At 38.5% G+C, this 20,833-nt stretch carries 19 protein-coding genes and 1 other annotated feature; of the genes, 14 read left to right on the forward strand and 5 right to left on the reverse strand.

Annotation, left to right across the window (positions count from 1 at the left end; translation table 11 throughout):
• Nucleotides 1-2: 2 nt before the first annotated feature.
• Nucleotides 3-212, reverse strand: coding sequence for a small acid-soluble spore protein SspI (gene sspI / locus ACQKN3_RS00700; protein ID WP_251686531.1), 210 nt, complete (start codon nucleotides 210-212; stop codon nucleotides 3-5).
• A 123-nt stretch (nucleotides 213-335) separates the two neighbouring features.
• Between sspI and ACQKN3_RS00705 the strand changes: the two genes are divergently transcribed.
• From ACQKN3_RS00705 to pheT, 7 genes are all read left to right on the forward strand, one after another.
• Nucleotides 336-1,097: a TrmH family RNA methyltransferase gene (locus ACQKN3_RS00705; protein WP_427708698.1), complete on the forward strand. Its 762-nt coding sequence runs from the start codon at nucleotides 336-338 to the stop codon at nucleotides 1,095-1,097.
• A 603-nt stretch (nucleotides 1,098-1,700) separates the two neighbouring features.
• On the forward strand, nucleotides 1,701-2,588 hold the full coding sequence (qoxA, locus tag ACQKN3_RS00710) for a cytochrome aa3 quinol oxidase subunit II (protein WP_251686533.1): 888 nt from the start codon (nucleotides 1,701-1,703) through the stop codon (nucleotides 2,586-2,588).
• 37 nt (nucleotides 2,589-2,625) lie between these two features.
• Nucleotides 2,626-4,590: a cytochrome aa3 quinol oxidase subunit I gene (gene qoxB, locus ACQKN3_RS00715; protein ID WP_427708700.1), complete on the forward strand. Its 1,965-nt coding sequence runs from the start codon at nucleotides 2,626-2,628 to the stop codon at nucleotides 4,588-4,590.
• Nucleotides 4,590-5,189, forward strand: coding sequence for a cytochrome aa3 quinol oxidase subunit III (gene qoxC, locus ACQKN3_RS00720; protein WP_014823149.1), 600 nt, complete (start codon nucleotides 4,590-4,592; stop codon nucleotides 5,187-5,189). Before qoxB ends, qoxC begins: the two co-directional genes overlap by 1 nt.
• A 3-nt stretch (nucleotides 5,190-5,192) precedes the next feature.
• Entirely contained in the window at nucleotides 5,193-5,474 is a 282-nt protein-coding gene (qoxD, locus tag ACQKN3_RS00725) for a cytochrome aa3 quinol oxidase subunit IV (protein ID WP_008407695.1), read from the forward strand.
• A 68-nt stretch (nucleotides 5,475-5,542) separates the two neighbouring features.
• Nucleotides 5,543-5,772, forward strand: a binding site (T-box leader).
• Between the two features lie 126 nt (nucleotides 5,773-5,898).
• Nucleotides 5,899-6,936, forward strand: a complete 1,038-nt coding sequence (pheS, locus tag ACQKN3_RS00730; protein WP_014823150.1) for a phenylalanine--tRNA ligase subunit alpha — start codon at nucleotides 5,899-5,901, stop codon at nucleotides 6,934-6,936.
• Nucleotides 6,937-6,953: 17 nt separating this feature from the next.
• Nucleotides 6,954-9,359, forward strand: a complete 2,406-nt coding sequence (gene pheT / locus ACQKN3_RS00735; RefSeq protein ID WP_427708703.1) for a phenylalanine--tRNA ligase subunit beta — start codon at nucleotides 6,954-6,956, stop codon at nucleotides 9,357-9,359.
• Nucleotides 9,360-9,404: 45 nt separating this feature from the next.
• On the opposite strand, the gene ACQKN3_RS00740 is transcribed toward pheT, so the two are convergent.
• Entirely contained in the window at nucleotides 9,405-9,881 is a 477-nt protein-coding gene (locus ACQKN3_RS00740) for a nucleoside-diphosphate sugar epimerase (RefSeq protein WP_427708705.1), read from the reverse strand.
• A gap of 126 nt (nucleotides 9,882-10,007) precedes the next feature.
• Here ACQKN3_RS00740 and ACQKN3_RS00745 point away from each other — a divergent pair, with 126 nt between their 5' ends.
• Nucleotides 10,008-10,547: a hydrolase gene (locus ACQKN3_RS00745; protein ID WP_008404996.1), complete on the forward strand. Its 540-nt coding sequence runs from the start codon at nucleotides 10,008-10,010 to the stop codon at nucleotides 10,545-10,547.
• Nucleotides 10,548-10,655: 108 nt separating this feature from the next.
• On the opposite strand, the gene ACQKN3_RS00750 is transcribed toward ACQKN3_RS00745, so the two are convergent.
• A complete protein-coding gene (locus ACQKN3_RS00750) occupies nucleotides 10,656-11,195 on the reverse strand; it encodes an ECF transporter S component (protein WP_251686538.1) in 540 nt (179 codons plus the stop codon).
• Nucleotides 11,196-11,422: 227 nt separating this feature from the next.
• Nucleotides 11,423-12,808 carry an amino acid permease gene (locus ACQKN3_RS00755; protein ID WP_427708708.1) on the reverse strand — a complete coding sequence of 462 codons (1,386 nt, stop codon included), beginning with the start codon at nucleotides 12,806-12,808 and terminating at the stop codon, nucleotides 11,423-11,425.
• A gap of 320 nt (nucleotides 12,809-13,128) precedes the next feature.
• On the opposite strand from ACQKN3_RS00755, the gene ACQKN3_RS00760 reads away from it, so the two are divergent.
• From ACQKN3_RS00760 to ACQKN3_RS00775, 4 genes are all read left to right on the forward strand, one after another.
• The gene (locus ACQKN3_RS00760; RefSeq protein WP_079528304.1) at nucleotides 13,129-13,779 is read left to right on the forward strand and encodes a TrkA C-terminal domain-containing protein; all 651 of its coding nucleotides are present in this window, start codon (nucleotides 13,129-13,131) and stop codon (nucleotides 13,777-13,779) included.
• 226 nt (nucleotides 13,780-14,005) lie between these two features.
• Nucleotides 14,006-15,205 carry a quaternary amine ABC transporter ATP-binding protein gene (locus tag ACQKN3_RS00765; RefSeq protein WP_251686540.1) on the forward strand — a complete coding sequence of 400 codons (1,200 nt, stop codon included), beginning with the start codon at nucleotides 14,006-14,008 and terminating at the stop codon, nucleotides 15,203-15,205.
• Nucleotides 15,198-16,061, forward strand: coding sequence for an ABC transporter permease (locus ACQKN3_RS00770; RefSeq protein WP_251686541.1), 864 nt, complete (start codon nucleotides 15,198-15,200; stop codon nucleotides 16,059-16,061). The genes ACQKN3_RS00765 and ACQKN3_RS00770 overlap by 8 nt, the downstream gene beginning before the upstream one ends.
• A gap of 1 nt (nucleotide 16,062) precedes the next feature.
• Complete coding sequence (locus tag ACQKN3_RS00775) at nucleotides 16,063-16,950, forward strand: glycine betaine ABC transporter substrate-binding protein (protein ID WP_251686542.1); 888 nt, start codon at nucleotides 16,063-16,065, stop codon at nucleotides 16,948-16,950.
• A 119-nt stretch (nucleotides 16,951-17,069) separates the two neighbouring features.
• Here ACQKN3_RS00775 and ACQKN3_RS00780 read toward each other — a convergent pair whose 3' ends face one another.
• A complete protein-coding gene (locus tag ACQKN3_RS00780; RefSeq protein ID WP_427708712.1) occupies nucleotides 17,070-18,260 on the reverse strand; it encodes a coenzyme F420-0:L-glutamate ligase in 1,191 nt (396 codons plus the stop codon).
• Between the two features lie 153 nt (nucleotides 18,261-18,413).
• Between ACQKN3_RS00780 and ACQKN3_RS00785 the strand changes: the two genes are divergently transcribed.
• Together ACQKN3_RS00785 and ACQKN3_RS00790 are read left to right on the forward strand one after the other, a co-directional pair.
• Nucleotides 18,414-19,307 carry a LysR family transcriptional regulator gene (locus ACQKN3_RS00785; protein WP_427708714.1) on the forward strand — a complete coding sequence of 298 codons (894 nt, stop codon included), beginning with the start codon at nucleotides 18,414-18,416 and terminating at the stop codon, nucleotides 19,305-19,307.
• 22 nt (nucleotides 19,308-19,329) lie between these two features.
• Nucleotides 19,330-20,775 carry a DEAD/DEAH box helicase gene (locus ACQKN3_RS00790; RefSeq protein WP_427708716.1) on the forward strand — a complete coding sequence of 482 codons (1,446 nt, stop codon included), beginning with the start codon at nucleotides 19,330-19,332 and terminating at the stop codon, nucleotides 20,773-20,775.
• The last annotated feature ends 58 nt before the right edge of the window (nucleotides 20,776-20,833 follow it).

Below are 20,833 nucleotides of genomic sequence, written 5' to 3' on the forward strand. Positions count from 1 at the left end.
TGTTAGCTGACAAATTGTTTTGCTAATTTTTGTGAAAAATCGTTTCGCTCACTTTCGCTTGCACCGTTCCACCATTTTTCCAAGAATACACCAAGGCCTGGAAGTAAATGTTCCTCCCCCCGTGCAATTGCATCATTGACGATATCCTGAAATTCAGCGGCATCTGAGCCCATTACATTGGCAGTAATTGCTTGTCGAATTTGAAAATCCATATGAAACCTCCTTTTCCCATACTTTGTTCAAAATAATAAACTTTATACATGGCATTGCATTATGGATTACAAAATAATTGTGCTAAAATATACAATCGAGTACGTAAAAAAGGACGGGAAATCATGAAAAGAATCGAATCGATACAAAATACGCTAGTGAAGCATTGGAAAAAGCTTGTGACACAACGAAAAGAACGTGAAAAAACAGGGGAATATATAGTAGAAGGTTTTCATTTAGTGGAAGAAGCGTTAAAACATAAAGATCAAATCGTGCAAATCATTGTGCGTGATGGTGTTGATCTACCTTTATTATGGGCAATTGATGAAGTGGTATTAGTACACGTAAATGATGCAGTCTCAAAAGAAATTGCGGAAACTGAAAATTCCCAAGGGGTATTTGCCCATTGTAAGCAACGCCAAATCTCCGAAGATGAACAATTAAATTGGCGCAAAGTACTTTTAGTCGATGCGGTTCAAGATCCGGGAAATATCGGCACAATGATCCGAACTGCAGATGCAGCTGGAATTGATGCAGTTATATTAGGGAAAGGTAGTGTCGATGCATTTAATCCGAAATCTTTGCGTTCTGCACAAGGTTCTCATTTCCATATTCCAGTCGTACGTGGCGACTTGTTGGAATGGGTGGAAAACCTGCAGGCTGATAATGTTCGTGTATATGGAACTTCATTGGACGAATCTATTTCTTACAAAAAAGTGGAACCAAGTGATTCATTTGCATTAATTGTGGGTAATGAAGGGAGTGGTATTAATCCTCAAATTTTGGCAAAAACAGACCAGAACATCATCATTCCTATATTTGGCGGGGCAGAATCATTGAACGTTGCGGTGGCAACAGGAATTTTACTGTATGCATTTGTAAAATAAACAGTCGAAAAGTTAACGAGGGATTTTGTAAGTAAGTACTTATAAAATCCCATTTCTTTTAAAATATTAGGTAAAAAGTGGAAATAAAACCCATAATATGAAACATTAAGCGCTTTCTGATTAGTCGCAAAATATGAACATTAACGAGTTCATAGAAATGTCATTTTTGAAATGAAGGCGTGTTTTAGCTCGTAATTGCTTTGTTTTACTGCATTTGTCTTCATTATTTTAAAATATTAAAAAAGAATTGCTCGAAAAATGGCAGAAATAAGGGTATTTTCCAATTTGATGTTTTGACACTTATTTGATGTTTAACTAAAATCTAAGTAGGTTAGACAGGCGCCTTAAGTTGTCACAACAAAAAAATAAAATAATGCTTTTTGAAATAGTGAGCAAACTGTTAATTATGGGATTCAATTTAAAGGTTCTAAATGGTGATGAATTGATGTTCTGGTTATTTGCCACTATATGCATAGTGTAAATGGTAATAAGTGAAATTATTCATTCGTAGTAACACTATTGTCATTATTTTATTTTCGCTCTCACATGAAAGCGCTTAAGCAAAATCTAACAAGCTCTATTTATTTGGAAAGGAGTCCAACTATGAAAGTAAATATGAAGGGAACATTACTCTCTTTCATGGGACTAGGTGCTATTCTATTAGCAGGCTGTAACGATAAGTTAGCAGTACTTGATCCTAAAGGTCCTCAAGCTCAAAGACAAGCCGATGACACAATGTTATTAATTTACTTAATGTCAGGGATTGTTTTAACAGTATTAGCAATTTTGGTGTTTATGTTATTTAAATACCGTGCATCAAAACAAAGTCCAGATTACGAGCCACCGCATATTCATGGTCACTGGCTTGTAGAAACAATTATGATTGGTATTCCTGTAATCATCGTTATTTTCTTATCATTTGTTTCTGTTAAGAGTAACTACATTGTTGAGAATGTTCCTCAAGAATATGAAGATCAGGAACCTTTAGTTATTTATGCTTCTTCATCTAACTGGAAATGGCACTTCAGCTATCCAGAACAAGGTATTGAAACAGTAAACTACCTATACATTCCTGCTGGACGCTCGGTTGAATTTAAACTTTATTCTTATGGTCCAATTACAAGTTTCTGGATTCCACAACTTGGTGGTCAGAAATACGCAATGGCAGACATGGTAACAACATTACACTTAGCTGCTGACAACCCAGGTGAATTCTGGGGACGTAACGCGAACTTCTCAGGTCGTGGTACAGCAGAAAACATTTTTGATGTAACAGCATTAACTCAAACTGAATTCGACGAATGGGTAACAGAAGTTCATGAAACGGCTGCTCCATTAACAGAAGAGAAGTTTGACGAATTATTAGAGCCAGGTCACCTTGGTAAACAAACTTATACTGGTACACATCTAGAGTTCTCACCAGCTCCGGAACACAACCATGAATCTTCAGACGAAGAAAAAGAGGATGAAGAGGACCATTCTTCACACTAATTTTTGAAAGTAACAACTTTTCGAAAGGAGTACTACTATGTCGGAATTCTTTGCACAGTTTGCAGTTCCACACCCAAGCACATTAATTTATATCGCAATGGCTTCTATCGTTTTAGGGTCAATCGCGTTAGTAGCGATCGTTACTTATTTTAAATTGTGGGGCTACTTATGGCGTGAATGGATTACAACTGTTGACCATAAAAAAATCGGTATCATGTATTTAATCACTGCTTTAGTTATGCTTTTCCGCGGCGGTGTCGATGCCGTAATGATGCGTTTACAGCTAGCTATTCCAGAAAACGGTTTCTTAGACGCTCAGCACTATAACGAAGTATTTACAACTCACGGAGTAGTCATGATTTTATTCATGGCAATGCCATTCATTACATTCTTCTTTAACTTTTTAGTACCTTTACAAATCGGGGCACGTGACGTTGCGTTCCCACGTTTGAACAACTTGGCATTCTGGTTATTCTTCATGGGTATGGGATTATTCAATATCTCATTCATCGTTGGGGGATCTCCTGATTCTGGATGGACTTCATATTTCCCATTAGCGGATAATGAATTCAGTACATCAGTTGGTACAAACTATTACATGCTGGCACTTCAAATTGCGGGTCTTGGTACATTAATGACAGGTATTAACTTCATTACGACTATCATGAAAATGCGTGCTCCAGGCATGACATTATTTAAAATGCCAATGTTCACTTGGTCAGCACTTATTGCAAACTTAATTATCGTATTCGCGTTCCCAGTATTAACAGTAGCATTAGCTATGGGTACAATGGACCGTCTATGGGATACTAAATTCTTTGCTATCGGTGACGGTGGTATGGACATGCTTTGGGCCAACCTGTTCTGGGTTTGGGGTCACCCTGAAGTATATATCTTAATCTTACCGGCATTCGGTATTTTCTCTGAAGTTATTTCGACATTCGCACGTCGTAACTTATATGGTTACACATCAATGGTTTGGTCAATGATCTTAATTTCAGTATTCTCGTTCGCTGTATGGACTCACCACTTCTTTACAATGGGTCAAGGTGCATTCACGAACTCGATCTTCTCGATCACAACAATGGCAATTGCGATCCCAACAGGGGTTAAAATTTTCAACTGGTTATTCACACTTTATAAAGGGAAAATTGTTATTACAACACCAATGTTGTATGCATTGCACTTCATTCCTTTATTCACACTTGGTGGTGTTACAGGGGTTATGCTTGCGATGTCAGCAGCTGACTACCAATACCACAACACAATGTTCTTAGTAGCCCACTTCCATAACGTAATCATCCCTGGTGTTGTTTACGCGATGTTAGCTGGTTTAACGTTCTACTGGCCAAAAATGTTCGGTTTCATGTTAAATGAGCGTCTTGGTAAAGCAACTGTTTGGGTAATGTCTATAGGTTTCGTACTATCATTCATTCCAATGTATATCACTGGTTTAGATGGTCAAGCACGTCGTATGTACACATACTCTGATGCTGCAGGTTTCAGTACTTTAAACATGGTATCGTTCGTCGGTGCCGGAATCATGTCTGTTTCATTCTTAATGCTAGTATGGAACATTTGGTACAGTTTCAAAAACTCTCCACGAGACATCGGTTCAGATCCATGGGATGCACGTGGTCTTGAGTGGGCGACACATACACCAATCCCACACTATAACTTTGCAATCACTCCGGACGTAACTGATTCAAATTCAGAAGCATTCTGGGATTCTAAGAAAAACGGCACGAAGTTATTCAAAGGTGAAATTCAAGATATTCACATGCCAAATAACTCAGGTCAAACATTTATTTTATCAATATTCTTCTTCATCGGTGGTTTCGCTTTAGTATTCAGCATGTTCACTTTAGCAATCATCAGCTTAATCGGTATTTTAGCTTGCATGGGTTACCGTTCTCTAGAAGACGACCATGGCTACCATATCCATAAAGAAGAAGTAGAATTAATCGAGAAAAAATATGAAAAAGAAGGAGGTGCGAAATAATGGGTAAAGTTAATAACAATGTTCCATTGGAATATTCAACAGAGGAAAATAACCTGAAAATCTTCGGATTCTGGACTTTCCTAGGTGCGGAAATTATGTTATTCGGTACATTATTCGCATCATACTTTGTCCTTTCGGGTCGTACAGGTGACGGTCCAACTGCTGCTGAGATTTTCGAAATCGGTCCAGTATTGGCAGAAACATTTATTCTTTTAACATCAAGTTTTACAATCGGTTTAGCTATTCATGCTATGCGTCTTGGCAGTAAAAAAGCGACATTGTCATTTATGGGTATTACGTTATTACTTGGTGCAGCGTTCATTTCTGTAGAAATTTACGAATTTGTACACTATGTACATGTTGGTGCAGGTATTACGACTAGTGCCTTCACATCTGCTTTATTAACAACGTTAGGAACACACGGTCTTCACGTAACGTTTGGTTTATTCTGGGGAATCTTCATTATGATCCAAATTGCCAAACGCGGACTTAACTCAGTAACAGCAGGGAAAACATTTGTATTCTCACTATACTGGCACTTCCTGGATGTTGTTTGGATCTTCATCTTCAGTTTCATTTACTTGAAAGGAATGATGTAATCTATGGCTAAGTTCTTCCCAATAGGCCAAATTATGGGCTTCGTATTTTCACTGATTTTAACAGTGATTGCAATGCTTGTGTACTTCACAGATATGTCATTCACAACTGGAATGGTTATCCTTTTAGTGACAGCATTCATTCAAGCAGGTTTACAGTTTATTGTCTTCATGCACGCTGGTGAAACAAATGACAAGTGGGCTATCTACTCGAACATCGTATACGGAATCGGTTTAGTAGTATTGACTGTTTTAGGTTCTTTATTAATCCTTCTTTGGGATATGTAATGATGAAAAACGCTCCAGCTAGTTGATAAATGTACGAAAATACATTAAACTAGTTGGAGAATATATTACGAAATGCGTTGACCGGGAAGAGTAGGTATACACCATTTGTTTTAGGGAATGCAAGCCAATGACTGAAAGCTTGCTAACAAATTGTATAGTGAAGTTCACCCCGCGAGCAGCATCCGGGATCCACTTGTGGTGAAAGGATTGCCGGCTAGACATAGTCGTTAGCTCCAATGAAGTGATTGCTTTTTGCAATAACTAGGGTGGTACCGCGAAACTCGTCCTCGTCCCTTTCTTAGGGGGCGAGGATTTTTTATTTTCAGAAATGGTGATTATTATAGTGCGTATATGTAAATTTGTTAAAGCAACGGGTTCAGACCAGGCACTATGACACTGGATTTTATTAAGGAGGACTTTGTAAATGGAACAACAATTAAAGCAATTGGAACAAGAAGCATTAGCTAAAATTGCCGATGCAGCTGACTTAAAAGCATTAAATGACGTTCGTGTTGCGTACTTAGGTAAAAAAGGACCGATCACGGATCTATTAAAAGGAATGGGGAAACTTTCTGCAGAAGAACGTCCGAAAATGGGTGCCCTAGTTAACACTGTACGTGAAAATGTAACAGCTGAACTTGAGAAAAAGGTTGCTGTTTTAGAAGAAGCTGCAATTTTAGCTCAGCTTGAAAACGAGTCAATCGATGTGACGTTACCAGGTGCAAAAGTACGTGCAGGAAACCGTCACTTGTTAACACGTGTAATCGAAGAAATCGAAGACCTGTTTTTAGGTATGGGCTACGAAATCGTAGAAGGACCTGAAGTAGAAAAAGACTACTATAACTTTGAAGCAATGAACTTGCCTAAAGGTCACCCGGCCCGTGACATGCAGGATTCATTCTATATTTCAGAAGAAACATTATTGCGTACACATACTTCTCCAGTTCAGGCACGTACAATGGAAGCTAAAAAAGGCGAACCGATTCGTGTGATTTGCCCAGGTAAAGTATTCCGTCGTGACACAGATGATGCGACACACTCTCACCAATTCATGCAAATTGAAGGTCTTGTAATCGGGGAAAATATCCGCATGTCTGACCTAAAAGGAACTCTTGATGCATTGGCCAAGAAAATGTTTGGAGCAGAACGCGAAATCCGCCTGCGACCATCATTCTTCCCATTCACAGAGCCTTCTGTAGAAGTTGACGTATCTTGTCATAAATGTTCAGGTAAAGGCTGTAATGTATGTAAGCAAACTGGCTGGATTGAAATTTTAGGTGCTGGTATGGTACACCCGAACGTACTTGAAATGGCTGGCTACGATTCAACTAAGCTTTCAGGTTTCGCTTTCGGTATCGGTGCAGAACGTATCGCAATGTTAAAATACGGTGTGGATGATATTCGTCATTTCTATACAAATGACACACGCTTCTTATCACAATTCCACCAGGCAGAAGTGTAAGAAGGAGGACAATATAAATGTTAGTTTCATTAAAATGGTTAAGTCAATATGTAGACATTTCTTCTATAGAAGCAAATGAATTAGCAGAAAAAATTACGCGTGCGGGTATTGAAGTTGATGCAGTAATTGACCGTTCACTAGGCATGTCAAATGTTGTTGTTGGTCATGTTGTATCAAAAGAAAAACATCCGGAAGCAGATAAATTAAATGTGTGTCAAGTTGATGTTGGGGAAGAAGAGCTTCAACAAATCGTGTGTGGGGCTCCAAACGTTGATGCTGGTCAAAAAGTCATCGTAGCGCGTCCAGGGGCAAAATTGCCAGGCGGCATTAAAATTAAAAAAGCGAAGTTACGCGGGCAAGAATCAAACGGAATGATTTGTTCACTTCAAGAGTTGGGCATTGAAGGCCGTCTTGTGCCAAAAGCTTATGCAGATGGGATTTATGTATTACCTGCCGATTCAACTCCAGGTGCAGATGCATTAGAAGTTTTAGGCTTACGTGATACAGTACTTGAGCTTGGTTTAACGCCGAACCGTTCGGATGCAATGAGCATGCTTGGTGTTGCTTATGAAGTAGCTGCGATTTTATCCCAAGATGTAAAATTACCGGAAATCGTTTATACAGCTTCAGCTGAAAAAGCGGAAGACGTTTTAAAGTTAACGGTAGAAGATAAAGAAGCAAATCCGATGTACGCAGCAAAAGTTGTAAAAAACATTGAAGTAAAAGAATCGCCATTATGGCTGCAGCATGCGCTTATGTCTGCAGGAGTACGACCACATAATAACGTAGTTGATATTACAAACTACGTATTAATGGAATACGGTCAACCATTACATGCATTTGACTACGATAAATTGGCAACTGGTGAAATCGTAACGCGTATAGCACGTGATGGTGAAGTAATGACAACGCTTGATGATCAGGAGCGTAAATTGGCTAACCACAATCTTGTCATTACAAATGGTCAAGAAGCTGAAGCGGTTGCAGGTGTTATGGGCGGTGCTAAATCAGAAGTATCAAATACTACAACGACAGTAGTAATCGAATCTGCATACTTCAATCCGGCTTCTGTGCGCCGTACTTCAAAAGAGATCGGCTTACGTTCAGATTCTTCAGCGCGTTTTGAAAAAGGTGTTGATCCGAATCGTGTCCTTCCTGCAGCAGAACGTGCAGCACAATTACTTGCTGAATTAGCAGGCGGTGAAGTACTTGAAGGTACAGTGCTAGTTGATGAACTTGATAAGTCACCTGCCCGTGTTGTTGTATCACCTGACTTTATTAACGGCCGTTTAGGTATGAAGATTTCGTTAGAGGATATGCTGTCTATTTTAGAGCGTTTAAAATTTGATGTGGAAGCAGCAAATGGCTTATTGATCATTGATGCTCCAACGCGACGACAAGATATTAAAATTCCGGAAGATATCGTTGAAGAAATTGCACGTATGTATGGCTATGATGAGATTCCTGTAAGCTTACCGGCGAGTGATCAAGTTGGCCGGTTAACGCCTTATCAGGCAGGACGCCGTATCGTACGCAATGTAATGGAAGGTGCCGGTCTTTATCAAGCGGTAACTTACTCATTAACTTCAGCAGCACACGCTCAAAAGTTTGCATTAAAAGCTGAAGATACAACAAAATTATTAATGCCTATGTCTGAAGAACGCTCAACATTACGCCAAAGCTTAATTCCTCACTTAGTAGAGGCAGCAAGCTATAACGTAGCCCGTCAAGCGGAAACAGTAGCATTATATGAAATTGGTTCAGTATTCCTTGGACAAACTGCTGAAGAACTTCCATTTGAAGAAGAGCACTTAGCGCTTGTGTTAACAGGTAAATGGATAGATAATACATGGCAGGGCGAAAAGAAAAATGTTGATTTCTTCGTTGCAAAAGGTATTGTTGAAGCGGTATTTGCTAAATTAGGCTTAACAGCTCGAGTAAGCTATGTAAAAGCGCAAGTAGACGGTTTACATCCAGGTCGAACAGCTGATGTATTATTAGATGGCGAAAAAGTGGGTGTCATTGCCCAGCTTCATCCGCAAGAACAAAAAGCATTTGATGTAAAAGAAACATATGTAGCCGAACTGAACTTAAATGCCATTTTAAGTGCAACACAAGAAGAGCTTGTTTATTCAATGATTCCTCGCTTCCCGGCAATGAGTCGTGATATCGCATTAGAATTGGATGTAGCAGCTCCAGCTGGTGAAATTGTAAGCATTATTAAAGGTGCAGGAACTTCTTTATTGAAAGAAGTAAAAGTATTTGATGTTTATGCAGGGGAGAAAATGACGGCTGGTAAAAAATCAGTAGCATTCTCATTAACATATTTCGACCCAGAGCGTACATTAACAGACGAAGAAGTGGTCACAGCGCACAATAAAGTATTAAAAGCATTAGCAGCAGCTGGTGCAGAAGTACGCTAATTAACAATAACAAAACCCGAATGGTTCAAACCATTCGGGTTTTTATTATTGCGGAGACTGTTTGGCAGGCTTGACCATTCCTGTAGCAGCACCGACTAAAGCACTTAAAGTATGGACAATTCCAAATGTATAAAAATTAAGAAAAACGTGATTCGTGTACTCATTTAATAGGGGGAAACGATAAATTGTGGAACCGGGTGTCTTCGTATCACCGCCGAGGGATGCATACACACTATTTGAAAAATCAATAGCATAATAGATGAACGCCACTAACAGCGCCACTCCAAATACTAAATAAATCATACGCATAAGTTGATCTTTTGCGTTTCTTGCACTTTCAGTAAAGAAGCGAAACGTAATAAATAAACTAAGTATAATAAATGGTGCAACTAGTGCTAAACCTAGTGCCCCAAGATTTCCTCCATTTGCAACATCGTCCGGTTTTACCGTAAAAAAGTGCTGAATAATTAATACTCCAAATAAACTAATGCCCATACTTATGAGCCAACTAAGACGCAACATATAAATCCTCCATTTCTCTTTTCACTATACATTGTCATCCATTTCGTTTCAATGGAGGATCTACTATTCATTTAGTGGAAAAGTTCAGTATAATAGAGAAGAATGCAACTTAGGGGAGGTATATTCATGTTAAAAAAAGAAGAAGCAGTATTAGTACTGATTGATATTCAGGGGAAATTGGCGCAAGTTGTTGAGGAAAGTGCACTAGTTGTAGGTAATATCGCCACAATGGTACAAGGGGCAAAATTATTGGAATTACCTATTTTATGGCTTGAGCAATATCCAAAAGGGCTTGGTCCGACAGATGAGCGAGTTGCGGAGCATTTAACAGATGAAAAACCGATTGAAAAAATTACATTCAGTGCTTATGATACTGAGGAATTTGTACAAGCATTACAGCAAACAGGACGCAAGAAGATTTTATTGGCCGGAATTGAAGCCCATATTTGTGTGTATCAAACAGCAGCTCAATTACTGGAAAACGGTTATGAAGTCGAAGTGCTGGCAGACTGTGTGTCTTCACGCACAGCGAGTAATCGAGAGATAGGCATCCAGAAAATGATGCAGCTTGGTGCACGCGTAACTAGTGTGGAAATGGCATTATTCGAAATGCAGCAAGTAGCAAAAGGCGATGCATTTAAAGCAATTAGCAAATTAGTAAAATAAAAATAGGATTGGTTAGCGAAATTGGCCGCTAACCAATTTTTTTATCCTCATTAACGGGGTCCCGTCTCTATAGGGGATGAGGAACCCCCCACTAATTAAAGTTTCATTTTATTTAAAAAGGGGCAGTTTTTTCAAAGCGATACATACTGGTATTGCAATGATAAGACCCACTGCATTTTGAACGAGATTTCCTGGAATTGATGCAAGTGGAATGACCCAGTTTCCGTAGAGAACACGTTCACAAATATAATAACCGCCAAGCATAAAGGGAACCGAGATAACGATAGCCGCAAAGTTATAAATAAAACTTCCGCCATTTTTTCCATGCATCGTCGCAATTTTACCAACAATATAGCCCTGAAGACCGCGAGTAATGAATGTAAATGGTGCCCATAATGTCCAGCCGGATAAAATATCAAACAGTGCCATACCGAATGCCCCGGCCATTGCGCCCTTCTTCGGACCAAATAAAATTGAGATAATAAAAAGCATGGCAGAACCTAAATGAACGAGCCCCCCATTTGCAGCAATCGGCAAGCGGATATTAATAAAAAATGTGGCTACGAACACGAGTGAAATGAGAAGGCTCGTAATAATTAAATCTTTTGTTTTTTCTGATGAAGTAGTGAGTGGTCGTGATGATTCCATAGTAAATGACGCTCCCTTGCTTGAAATTATCTTTCATATTAGCAATTCGTTGGCATCTGTAAAAGGTTCAAAAACAAATAATTTGATAAGGTCAGAAAATTTGCATATCGCTTTTTTCAAAGACAGGGAATTTTTCAGAAAATAAAAGCGCAGCAAATTATCGGAACTAATTTGCTGCGCTTTTTATATAGAGCGGTTATAGTACCAACTCTGTTCAACTATTTAGATTAAGAATTCATCGTAGAATGTTTTTTTCCATACGCAAAATAAACGATTATACCGATAATAAACCAAATACCGCAAGCGATCCATGTGTGCAAGGAAAGTTGTGTAATCAGTAAAATACATAAAATAAATGATAATATTGGTAAAACGGGATAAAAAGGTACTTTGAATCGATCTTGTGGCAATTCTTTATTTTTACGTAAAGATAAAATGCCGGCAGAAACAAAAATAAACGCGACCAGTGTCCCCATATTAACAAGTTCCGCCAACAAATCCAATGGAACAAACCCTGCAAAAAATGAAATAATTACTGTAAATAGCCACGTATTTTTAGCAGGCATTTTACGCTTTTCACTTAAGTGTGCAAGCATTTTTGGCATTAAGCCATCACGGGCAAACGCCATTAACAATCGTGTCCCGCCGTACATCATCACTAATATAACGGTCATCATGCCAATGACAGCCCCGAGTGATATAATTCCAGCTGCCCATTCCTGATCGATTACTTGCATCGCGTAAGATACAGGATCGGTTACATTCAGGTCTGTATATGGAACAATCCCTGTCAGTACAAGTGAAACTACTACATACAAGACAGTACAGACAAGCAAGGAACCGATAATTCCGATTGGCATATTCCGCTGTGGATTTTTTACTTCCGAGGCAGCAGAAGATACGGCATCAAACCCTAAGTAAGCAAAAAATACGAGCGCGGCACCTGTGAAAACACCGCTCATTCCAAATGGCAGGAAAGGTGTCCAGTTATCAGGCTTCACATAAAAGACACCTACTACAATAAACAATAAAATAACACCAAGTTTAATTGCGACCAATAATGCATTAAAACGTGTCGATTCTTTCATTCCTAATGACAGTAAAGCACCTATCGCAAAGATAATACATATCGCAGGTAAGTTAATATAAGTACCGTTTGCAGGACTAAATGCCCCTGTCAAAGCGACCGGCAAATGGATACTCAATCCTTCCAGCAGCGAAACGAAATAACCTGACCAGCCTGTTGCCACGGCAGCAGTTGCGAGACCGTATTCCAATAATAATGCCCAGCCGACAAGCCATGCTATGATTTCTCCAAAAACGATATAGCTATATGAATAGGCACTACCTGCAACGGGTACAGTAGAAGAAAATTCAGAATAACATAGTGCGGCTAATGCACATACGACTGCAGCAATCGTAAAGGAGAATACAATTCCGGGGCCTGCATGGAGCGCAGAGACCGTGCCCGGTAAAATGAATATGCCTGTACCGACAATGGCACCGACACCTAACATAATCAAATCAAAAGGACCGATTGTTTTAGGTAACTGCATGTTTCCGCTTTTAAGTAAAAGGTCATTGATTGGTTTTTTTCTAAATAATTTTTCCATTTTCACACCTATTTCTAATTTACAATAGTCAAAATTTTATCATCATTTTTCTGGATAATAAACAAGTTTATTGAGTTAAAGTGCTAAAGTGTTAGTTTTGTCGAAAAAATGAGAAATAACTCGAATAAAAAAGTTAATAATGTTATTGTTAGTATTTAACAGAAAAAAATACCTATATTTTAATTCAATTTATTGAAATGAAACTGTTTAAAATCAGCGAACTATTTGTTGTTTTTATAAAAAGGTATATAATTTCGATATAGTATAAATATAGGAATTTTGCTTATGCATACTGAACACAGCACAAAGGAGTGCAAATAATGGAGAAGAAAATCCAAATTAAGCAGCCCAAATATCAAGTAATAGCAGAAGATATTGCCGCTAAAATTGTTGAAAAAAAATATGTTGTCGGGGAAAAGATTTATGCCCGTTCATCGCTGGCATCTCAATACAGTGTTTCATCAGAAACCGCGAGACGAGCGATTGCCGTTCTACAGGATCTAAATATAGTAGAAGCGACAAAGGGGAGCGGTGTTGTCATCGTTTCCTATGAAAATGCTGCTAAATACATTCAACGGTTAACTGGCGTTAAATCAATAAGAGATTTACAAAAACAATTAACCGACAGTATTGAACGCCAAATTGATGAGTTGCATCATTTCCAGGATACATTAGGAGAAATGGTCAATCGGACTAGCCGCTATCAATCGATAAACCCGTTTGTACCTTTTCAAATCGATATTACTGAAAATTGCCCATTCCTATCGAAAAATGTTGGCGAAATCAATTTCTGGCAGGAAACGGGTGCTACAATAATTGGCATCAAAAAAGATCATGAGCTAATTGTTTCGCCTGGTCCATACGCAACACTCTCTGCCGGAGATACATTATTTTTTATTGGTAAAGAAGAATGTTATTCGAATGTAAAACACTTTTTACAGCTAGAAAGTAACAACTTTCGATCAGAATAGATAAAGGTCGTCAAATTTATAACAAAAACAAACTACTCCCTCATTGTATTTCGGGGGTAGTTTTTTCTGTTTAAGGGACTTTATTTCTAGATAGAGGAGCAAAAAAATCAATTCTTATTTGACAATAGTAACAACGTATATTAATATAAAAGTTGTTGCTTTTAACAACCTGAGATAAATATAAAGTTGTTACTAGCGTGAAATTAATTATATTAGGAAGTGGATTATGGGGAAAATTAAAATTGACCGAGTCACTAAAGTATTTGGAAAAAATACATCACAGGCATTAAAGCTCGTGAAGCAAGAAAAATCCAAAGAACAGATATTAAAAGAGACAAATGCTACTGTAGGTGTATATGAAGCTAGTTTGACAATTGAAGAGGGTGAGATTTTCGTAATCATGGGGCTCTCAGGAAGTGGGAAGTCTACATTAATCCGTTTACTCAATCGTCTCATTCAACCAACGAGTGGTGATATTTATATAGATGATCAAAATATTACAAAGCTCAATAAAAAGAGCCTGCAGCTAGTTCGCAGGGAAAAAATGAGCATGGTGTTTCAAAACTTCGCATTATTCCCGCAACGTACCATTTTACAAAATGCAGAGTATGGCCTGGAAGTCAGAGGCGTTCCAAAAGAGGAAAGACGATTAAAAGCAGAAAAGGCTTTACAGAATGCAGGGTTGCTCTCCTATAAAGACCAGTATCCAGATCAATTATCAGGTGGTATGCAGCAGCGTGTAGGACTTGCACGGGCGTTGGCAAATGATACAGAAATCATATTAATGGATGAAGCTTTTTCTGCTCTTGATCCGCTCATTCGTAAAGAGATGCAAGATGAGCTATTGGAGTTACAAGCTAATTTACAAAAAACCATTGTCTTTATTACACATGATTTAAATGAAGCACTTCGTATAGGAGATCGTATTGCCATTATGAAGGATGGAAAGATCATGCAAGTAGGAACAGGGGAAGAAATTTTGACAAACCCTGCAAATGAATATGTCCGTTCATTCCTGGAAGATGTAGACCGTTCGAAAGTATTGACGGCAGAAAATGCGATGATTCGTCCGATGACCATTCAAATTGATCATGAAGGGCCAAAAGTTGCGTTGCAGCGTATGAGAGAAGATAAAGTTAGTGTCCTGCTCGCAGTAGATAAAGCCCGAAAATATTTAGGTTATATTACTGCAAATGATGCTCTGGAGCTTGCGCAATCCGGTGAAAAATCACTGCAATCAATTTTACGTAACGATATGCCGATAGTGGAGCCATCTACAATTATTCAGGATGTTTTATCGGTTATTTCCGATTCTCCGACACCATTAGCAGTAGTCGAAGAGGGAAAACTGCGCGGAGTCTTAATCCGTGGAGTTGTTTTAGAGTCGTTAGCCTCTGAAAAAAACGGGGGTGTAGACAATGAGTAAACTTTTAAATTTGGCAACACCATTACCGATTGCAGAAAATGTTGAGAAACTGATGGATTTTGTTACAGATACGTTTTCTGCTCAATTCCGTTTCATTCAGAACAACGGTGAAGATTTAATGGATTTTGTAACATCCACATTAACAGCGATTCCACCGTATGTATTTATTTTAATCATTGCTGTACTAGCGTTTTTCGCAACAGGCAAAAAATTCGGTTTAGCCCTCTTTTCAATCATTGGTTTACTGTTCATCTTAAACCAAGGCTTATGGGATCAGCTTATGAATACATTTACACTCGTGCTGTTCTCTAGTTTAATCGCGATTGTAATCGGTATACCACTTGGAATTCTAATGTCGAAATCAAAAGTAGTAGAAGAAATATTAAAACCAATTTTAGACTTTATGCAAACAATGCCAGGGTTCGTATATTTAATCCCAGCCGTTGCATTTTTCGGGATTGGTGTCGTACCAGGTGTATTTGCTTCAGTTATCTTCGCATTACCACCAACTGTACGTTTTACAAATCTCGGTATCCGTCAAGTTCCGACTCATTTAATCGAAGCGGCGGACTCTTATGGTAGTACTTTCACTCAAAAATTAGTAAAAGTAGAATTGCCACTTTCAAAATCTACAATTATGGCCGGTATTAACCAAACGGTACTTTTATCATTATCGATGGTCGTTATTGCATCGATGATCGGTGCACCTGGTTTAGGTCGAGAAGTATTATCGGCTCTACAACGAGCGCAAATCGGTAATGGATTTGTTGCGGGGATCAGTCTTGTAATCTTCGCTATTATCGTAGACCGTTTAACACAAAGTTTAAATAAACAAAAATCAAATGGGGGAAAGTAAAATGAAAAAATTAAAATGGATGCCTGCAGCAACAGCAATGAGTGCGGCGCTATTATTAGCTGCGTGTGGAGATGACACAACAGAGAAAAAAGAAACGTCATCTAAAGAAGATCTAGGTTCAATCGAATTAGCCTATGTAGAATGGGATTCAGAAGTTGCCTCTACTTATGTAGTGGCAGAAGTACTGGAAAGTGTCGGCTATAAAGTTGACATTACACCATTGGATAATGCCATCATGTGGGAAGCAGTTTCTAAAGGTGAAGCAGATGCAATGGTATCTGGCTGGTTACCTGCTACACATGCTTCACAGTATGAAAAATACGGGGCAGATGTAGAAGATTTAGGACCAAACTTACAAGGTGCGAAAATTGGATTAGTTGTACCAAGTTATATGGAAGCAACATCAATTGCTGATTTATCGACAGAAGCGGCCTCAACAATTACAGGTATTGAAGCGGGTGCAGGTGTAGTTGCAGCTGCTGAAAGAGCACTTGAAACATATCCAAACCTGGAATCATGGTCATTACAACCATCATCATCGGGTGCGATGACAGTTGCTTTAGAACAAGCGATTAAAAATGAGGAAGATATCGTTGTGACAGGCTGGAGCCCACACTGGAAATTTGCCAATTATGATTTAAAATATTTGGAAGATCCTGAAGGCGTATTCGGCGGAGAAGAAAGCATTCACACATTTGTGCGTCAAAACTTAGAAAAAGAGTCACCTGACGCTTTCAAGATTTTAGATGCCTTTGAATGGACAACAGAAGATATCGAAGAAGTTATGCTGAACATTTACTCAGGAACAAAACCTGCAGAAGCAGCACAACAATGGGTTGAAGAAAACCAGGATGTTGTAAACAAATGGACAGAAGGTATTGAAAAGTAAGATTAAATAAAATAACGGTGCAAATTTTGAAATTTAAAATTTGCACCGTTTTTTTTTATCTATTTAAATACGAAATAAAAGACTCAAATTCCACTGACGGAAATGAGTCTTTATGTTTTTTATTTTGTATAGTTATCGAAATACCCTTGGATGTAGATCATTGGTGTTCCTTTATCGCCTGAACCTGAAGTTAAGTCAGATAATGAACCGATTAAATCGGTCAGCTTACGAGGTGTTGTACCTTGAGCCGCCATATTACCAGTTAAATCTTCTTCCTTGTTGTTAATATATTCTTTGATTGCTGATTTTAATTCTTCACCATGCAAGTTAGAGAAATCATTGTCCGCTAAATACTTCAACTTGATTTCGTTCGGAGTACCGTCAAGACCTGGCGTGTAAGCAGGTGATACAACAGGGTCTGCAAGTTCCCAAATTTGGCCAACTGGATCTTTAAATGCACCGTCACCGTAGATCATTACTTCTACAAGTTTCCCTGTAGCCGCTAAAATTTTCGCTTGGATGTCATCAACGATTGGTTGACAGTTGTCCGGGAATAATTTCACGCTATCTTCTGTCGATTTGTTTGATCCAAGTAACCCGTAATTAGAGTTAGAACCAGATCCGTTTACAGATTCAGCTAAAATGTTATCAAGACCATAAACTTTTTCTGCTCCAGCAGCTTTTAAAATACGTTTTGTACGGAAGCGAGAGTGAATATCGCAAGTTAAAATGCTTTTCGTATAATCTAAAATTGTTTTTGCATTGTTCGAGAAGATGACTTCAACTTCAGCACCTTGTTCAACGATTAATTCTTTATAATATTCGATGTAGTCTACACCTGTAAATGTATGTTTGTTATAACCGAAATGGCCACGGAATTCAGCTTCTGTCAGCACATCAGTCCATGGGTTGATACCTTTTTCATCTAGTTCATCCAATGATACTAAATGGTTGCCCACTTCATCAGATGGGTAGCTTAGCATAAGGACGATTTTCTTTGTACCTGCTGCAATTCCTTTTAAAATGTTAGAGAAGCGGTTACGCGAAAGAATCGGGAAAATCACACCTACAGTGTCATCACCGAATTTTGCTTTTACATCAGATGCGATATCTGAAATTTTAGCGTAGTTACCTTGTGCACGTGCAACAACAGATTCTGTCACTGTCACAATATCACGATCCTCAATTTCATAGCCTTCTGTCTTTGCAGCATTTAACGCTGTATCAACAACGATTTGAACAATATCGTCCCCTTCATTAATAATTGGGCCACGAAGACCTCGTACAACCGTTCCTACTACACGTTCCAAAATAATCTCTCCTTCAATAGCTGTAAGTTATATTTTAATTGCTTTTGCTTACTGTTAAGCAAAACATAAGTAATCTCACAATGTTTACTATAACCTGTTCATGTGATATAAGTAAAATTAATATTTCTAATATCAGATATAAGTGAGGGTTATATGATAATAAAATTGGAAGCATATCGTATTTTCAATGAAGTAAGTCGAAGTAAAAGTTTTTCAAAGGCAGCAACGGCTTTATATATGACACAGCCGGCCGTTAGTCAGTCTATTTCAAAACTTGAGAAAGAACTTGATACAATTTTATTTAACCGAACGCCAAAAGGGGTAACCTTAACTGAAGAAGGCGAATTGTTACACGAATATGTCAATTCCGCTCTTGGTATTTTAGACGCGGGTGAAGAGAAAATCGCAGAATTTAAAAATCTGCGTACAGGCGTTTTACGTATCGGAGTTGGGGATACGATTTCAAGATACTTTTTACTGCCTTATTTAGAGGCATTCCATATTAAATATCCTGGCATTAAACTAAAGGTTTTAAACGGTACAACGAATGAAATATTAGCTTTTATTAAATTTGGGGAAGCGGATTTGGGCATATGCAACTTGCCGATTCAAGATCCACAGCTTCAAGTTATCCCTTGTAAGGAAATTCATGATATATTTGTGTGCGGACAAAAATATAAAAATTTATCAAAGAAGCCAATTCGCCTAGATATGCTCATGAAGCTGCCGTTAATTTTTTTGGAGAAAAAGGCAAACTCTCGTAATTATGTGGAAAACTATTTAAAAGAGCAGGGCTATACAATTTCACCTGAATTCGAGTTAGGGTCACATGATTTAGTATTGGAATTTGCAAAAATTAATTTAGGTGTCGCAAGTGTAACAAAGGAATTTGCGACAGATTACTTGGATAAAGGGCTTTTATATGAAATTGAACTCCAACAACCAATTCCTAAGCGTAATTTAGGGATTGTCCATTTAAAAAATGTTTCACTTTCAAAAGCAACGAGAAAATTTATCGCTATTGTTGATCCGGGAATCATTCATTAATAGAAGAAAATGAGGAATAAATATGACAACTAATTTTAACGACTATCCATTATCACCAGAATTACAGCGTGCGCTTAAAGATTTGGATTACAGCACACCGACTGAAGTTCAGCAAAAAGTGCTGCCCCATGCATTAAAGGAACAAGATCTAATTGTTAAAGCACAAACAGGAAGCGGAAAAACTGCTGCATTTGCAATCCCGATTTGCGAAAATATTGATTGGATTGAAAACAAGCCACAAGCACTAGTACTAACACCGACACGTGAATTGGCTGTCCAAGTAAAAGAAGAGTTTACCAATATTGGACGTTACAAACGTATTAAAGCTACAGCATTATACGGAAAGCAGCCGTTCCGTTATCAGCAGGACGAATTGAAGCAAAAAACACATATTGCAGTTGGTACTCCGGGACGCGTACTGGATCATATCGAAAAGGGAACATTGAAGCTTGATAAAATTCGCTATGTTGTCCTTGATGAAGCAGATGAGATGCTAAACATGGGCTTCATCGAGCAAGTTGAAGCGATATTGGCTCATGTGGAACATCGTGAAGTAACAATGCTGTTTTCAGCGACAGTACCGGATACGATAAAAAAGCTGGCATCCAATTATTTAAAAGACCCGGTTGATATTGAAGTACATTCCGAAGAGGCTGCGCCAAAAATTGAGCATGCGGTTATTGAAGTACAGGACGATGAAAAAACAGCTGCTGTCGAAAAAATTGCGGTTGTGGAAAATCCGGATACGTGTATTATTTTCTGCCGTACGAAAGATCGTGTCGATGCATTGCACGATTATTTATATGACCGTGAATACAGCGTCGATAAGCTGCACGGGGGTATGGACCAGTCAACTCGTCTACTTGTCATGAATGACTATAAGCGCGGTGACTTCCGCTATTTAGTGGCAACAGATGTTGCGGCGCGCGGTATTGATATCGAGAACATTTCGTTGGTAATTAACTATGATTTGCCGATGGAAAAGGAAGCATATGTACATCGTACGGGCCGAACAGGACGTGCCGGCAAGGAAGGGAAGGCTGTTACATTTGTTACCCCGTTTGAACATGACTTCCTGGCAGGGATTGAAGACCTGATCGGATTTTCGATTCCGAAGATGGACTTGCCGACACATGAAGAAGTAGAGGCAAAGGCGGAGGCATTTGACAAAAAAATGCAAAGCCGACCACAAAAGAAAAAACAAAAGAATGCCAAAGTCGATGCAAATATTACGAAGCTCTATTTTAATGGCGGTAAGAAGAAAAAGCTGCGTGCTGTTGATTTTGTCGGAACGATTGCAAAAATTCCGGGGATGACCGCTGCAGATATCGGCATTATTACGATTCTGGATACCTCTACATTCGTAGAAATTTTAAATGGTAAAGGCAATCTTGTGTTAAAAGCGATGAAAACAACGCCGATTAAGGGCAAGCAATTGAAAGTACACATCTCGACGAGCAATAACTAATAAAAAGTCGTATTGAACAGATAACGTTCAATACGACTTTTATTGTTGAGAGAATCAG

The organism is Solibacillus sp. NPDC093137 (assembly GCF_050280445.1).
Classification (GTDB): Bacteria; Bacillota; Bacilli; order Bacillales_A; family Planococcaceae; genus Solibacillus; species Solibacillus isronensis_B.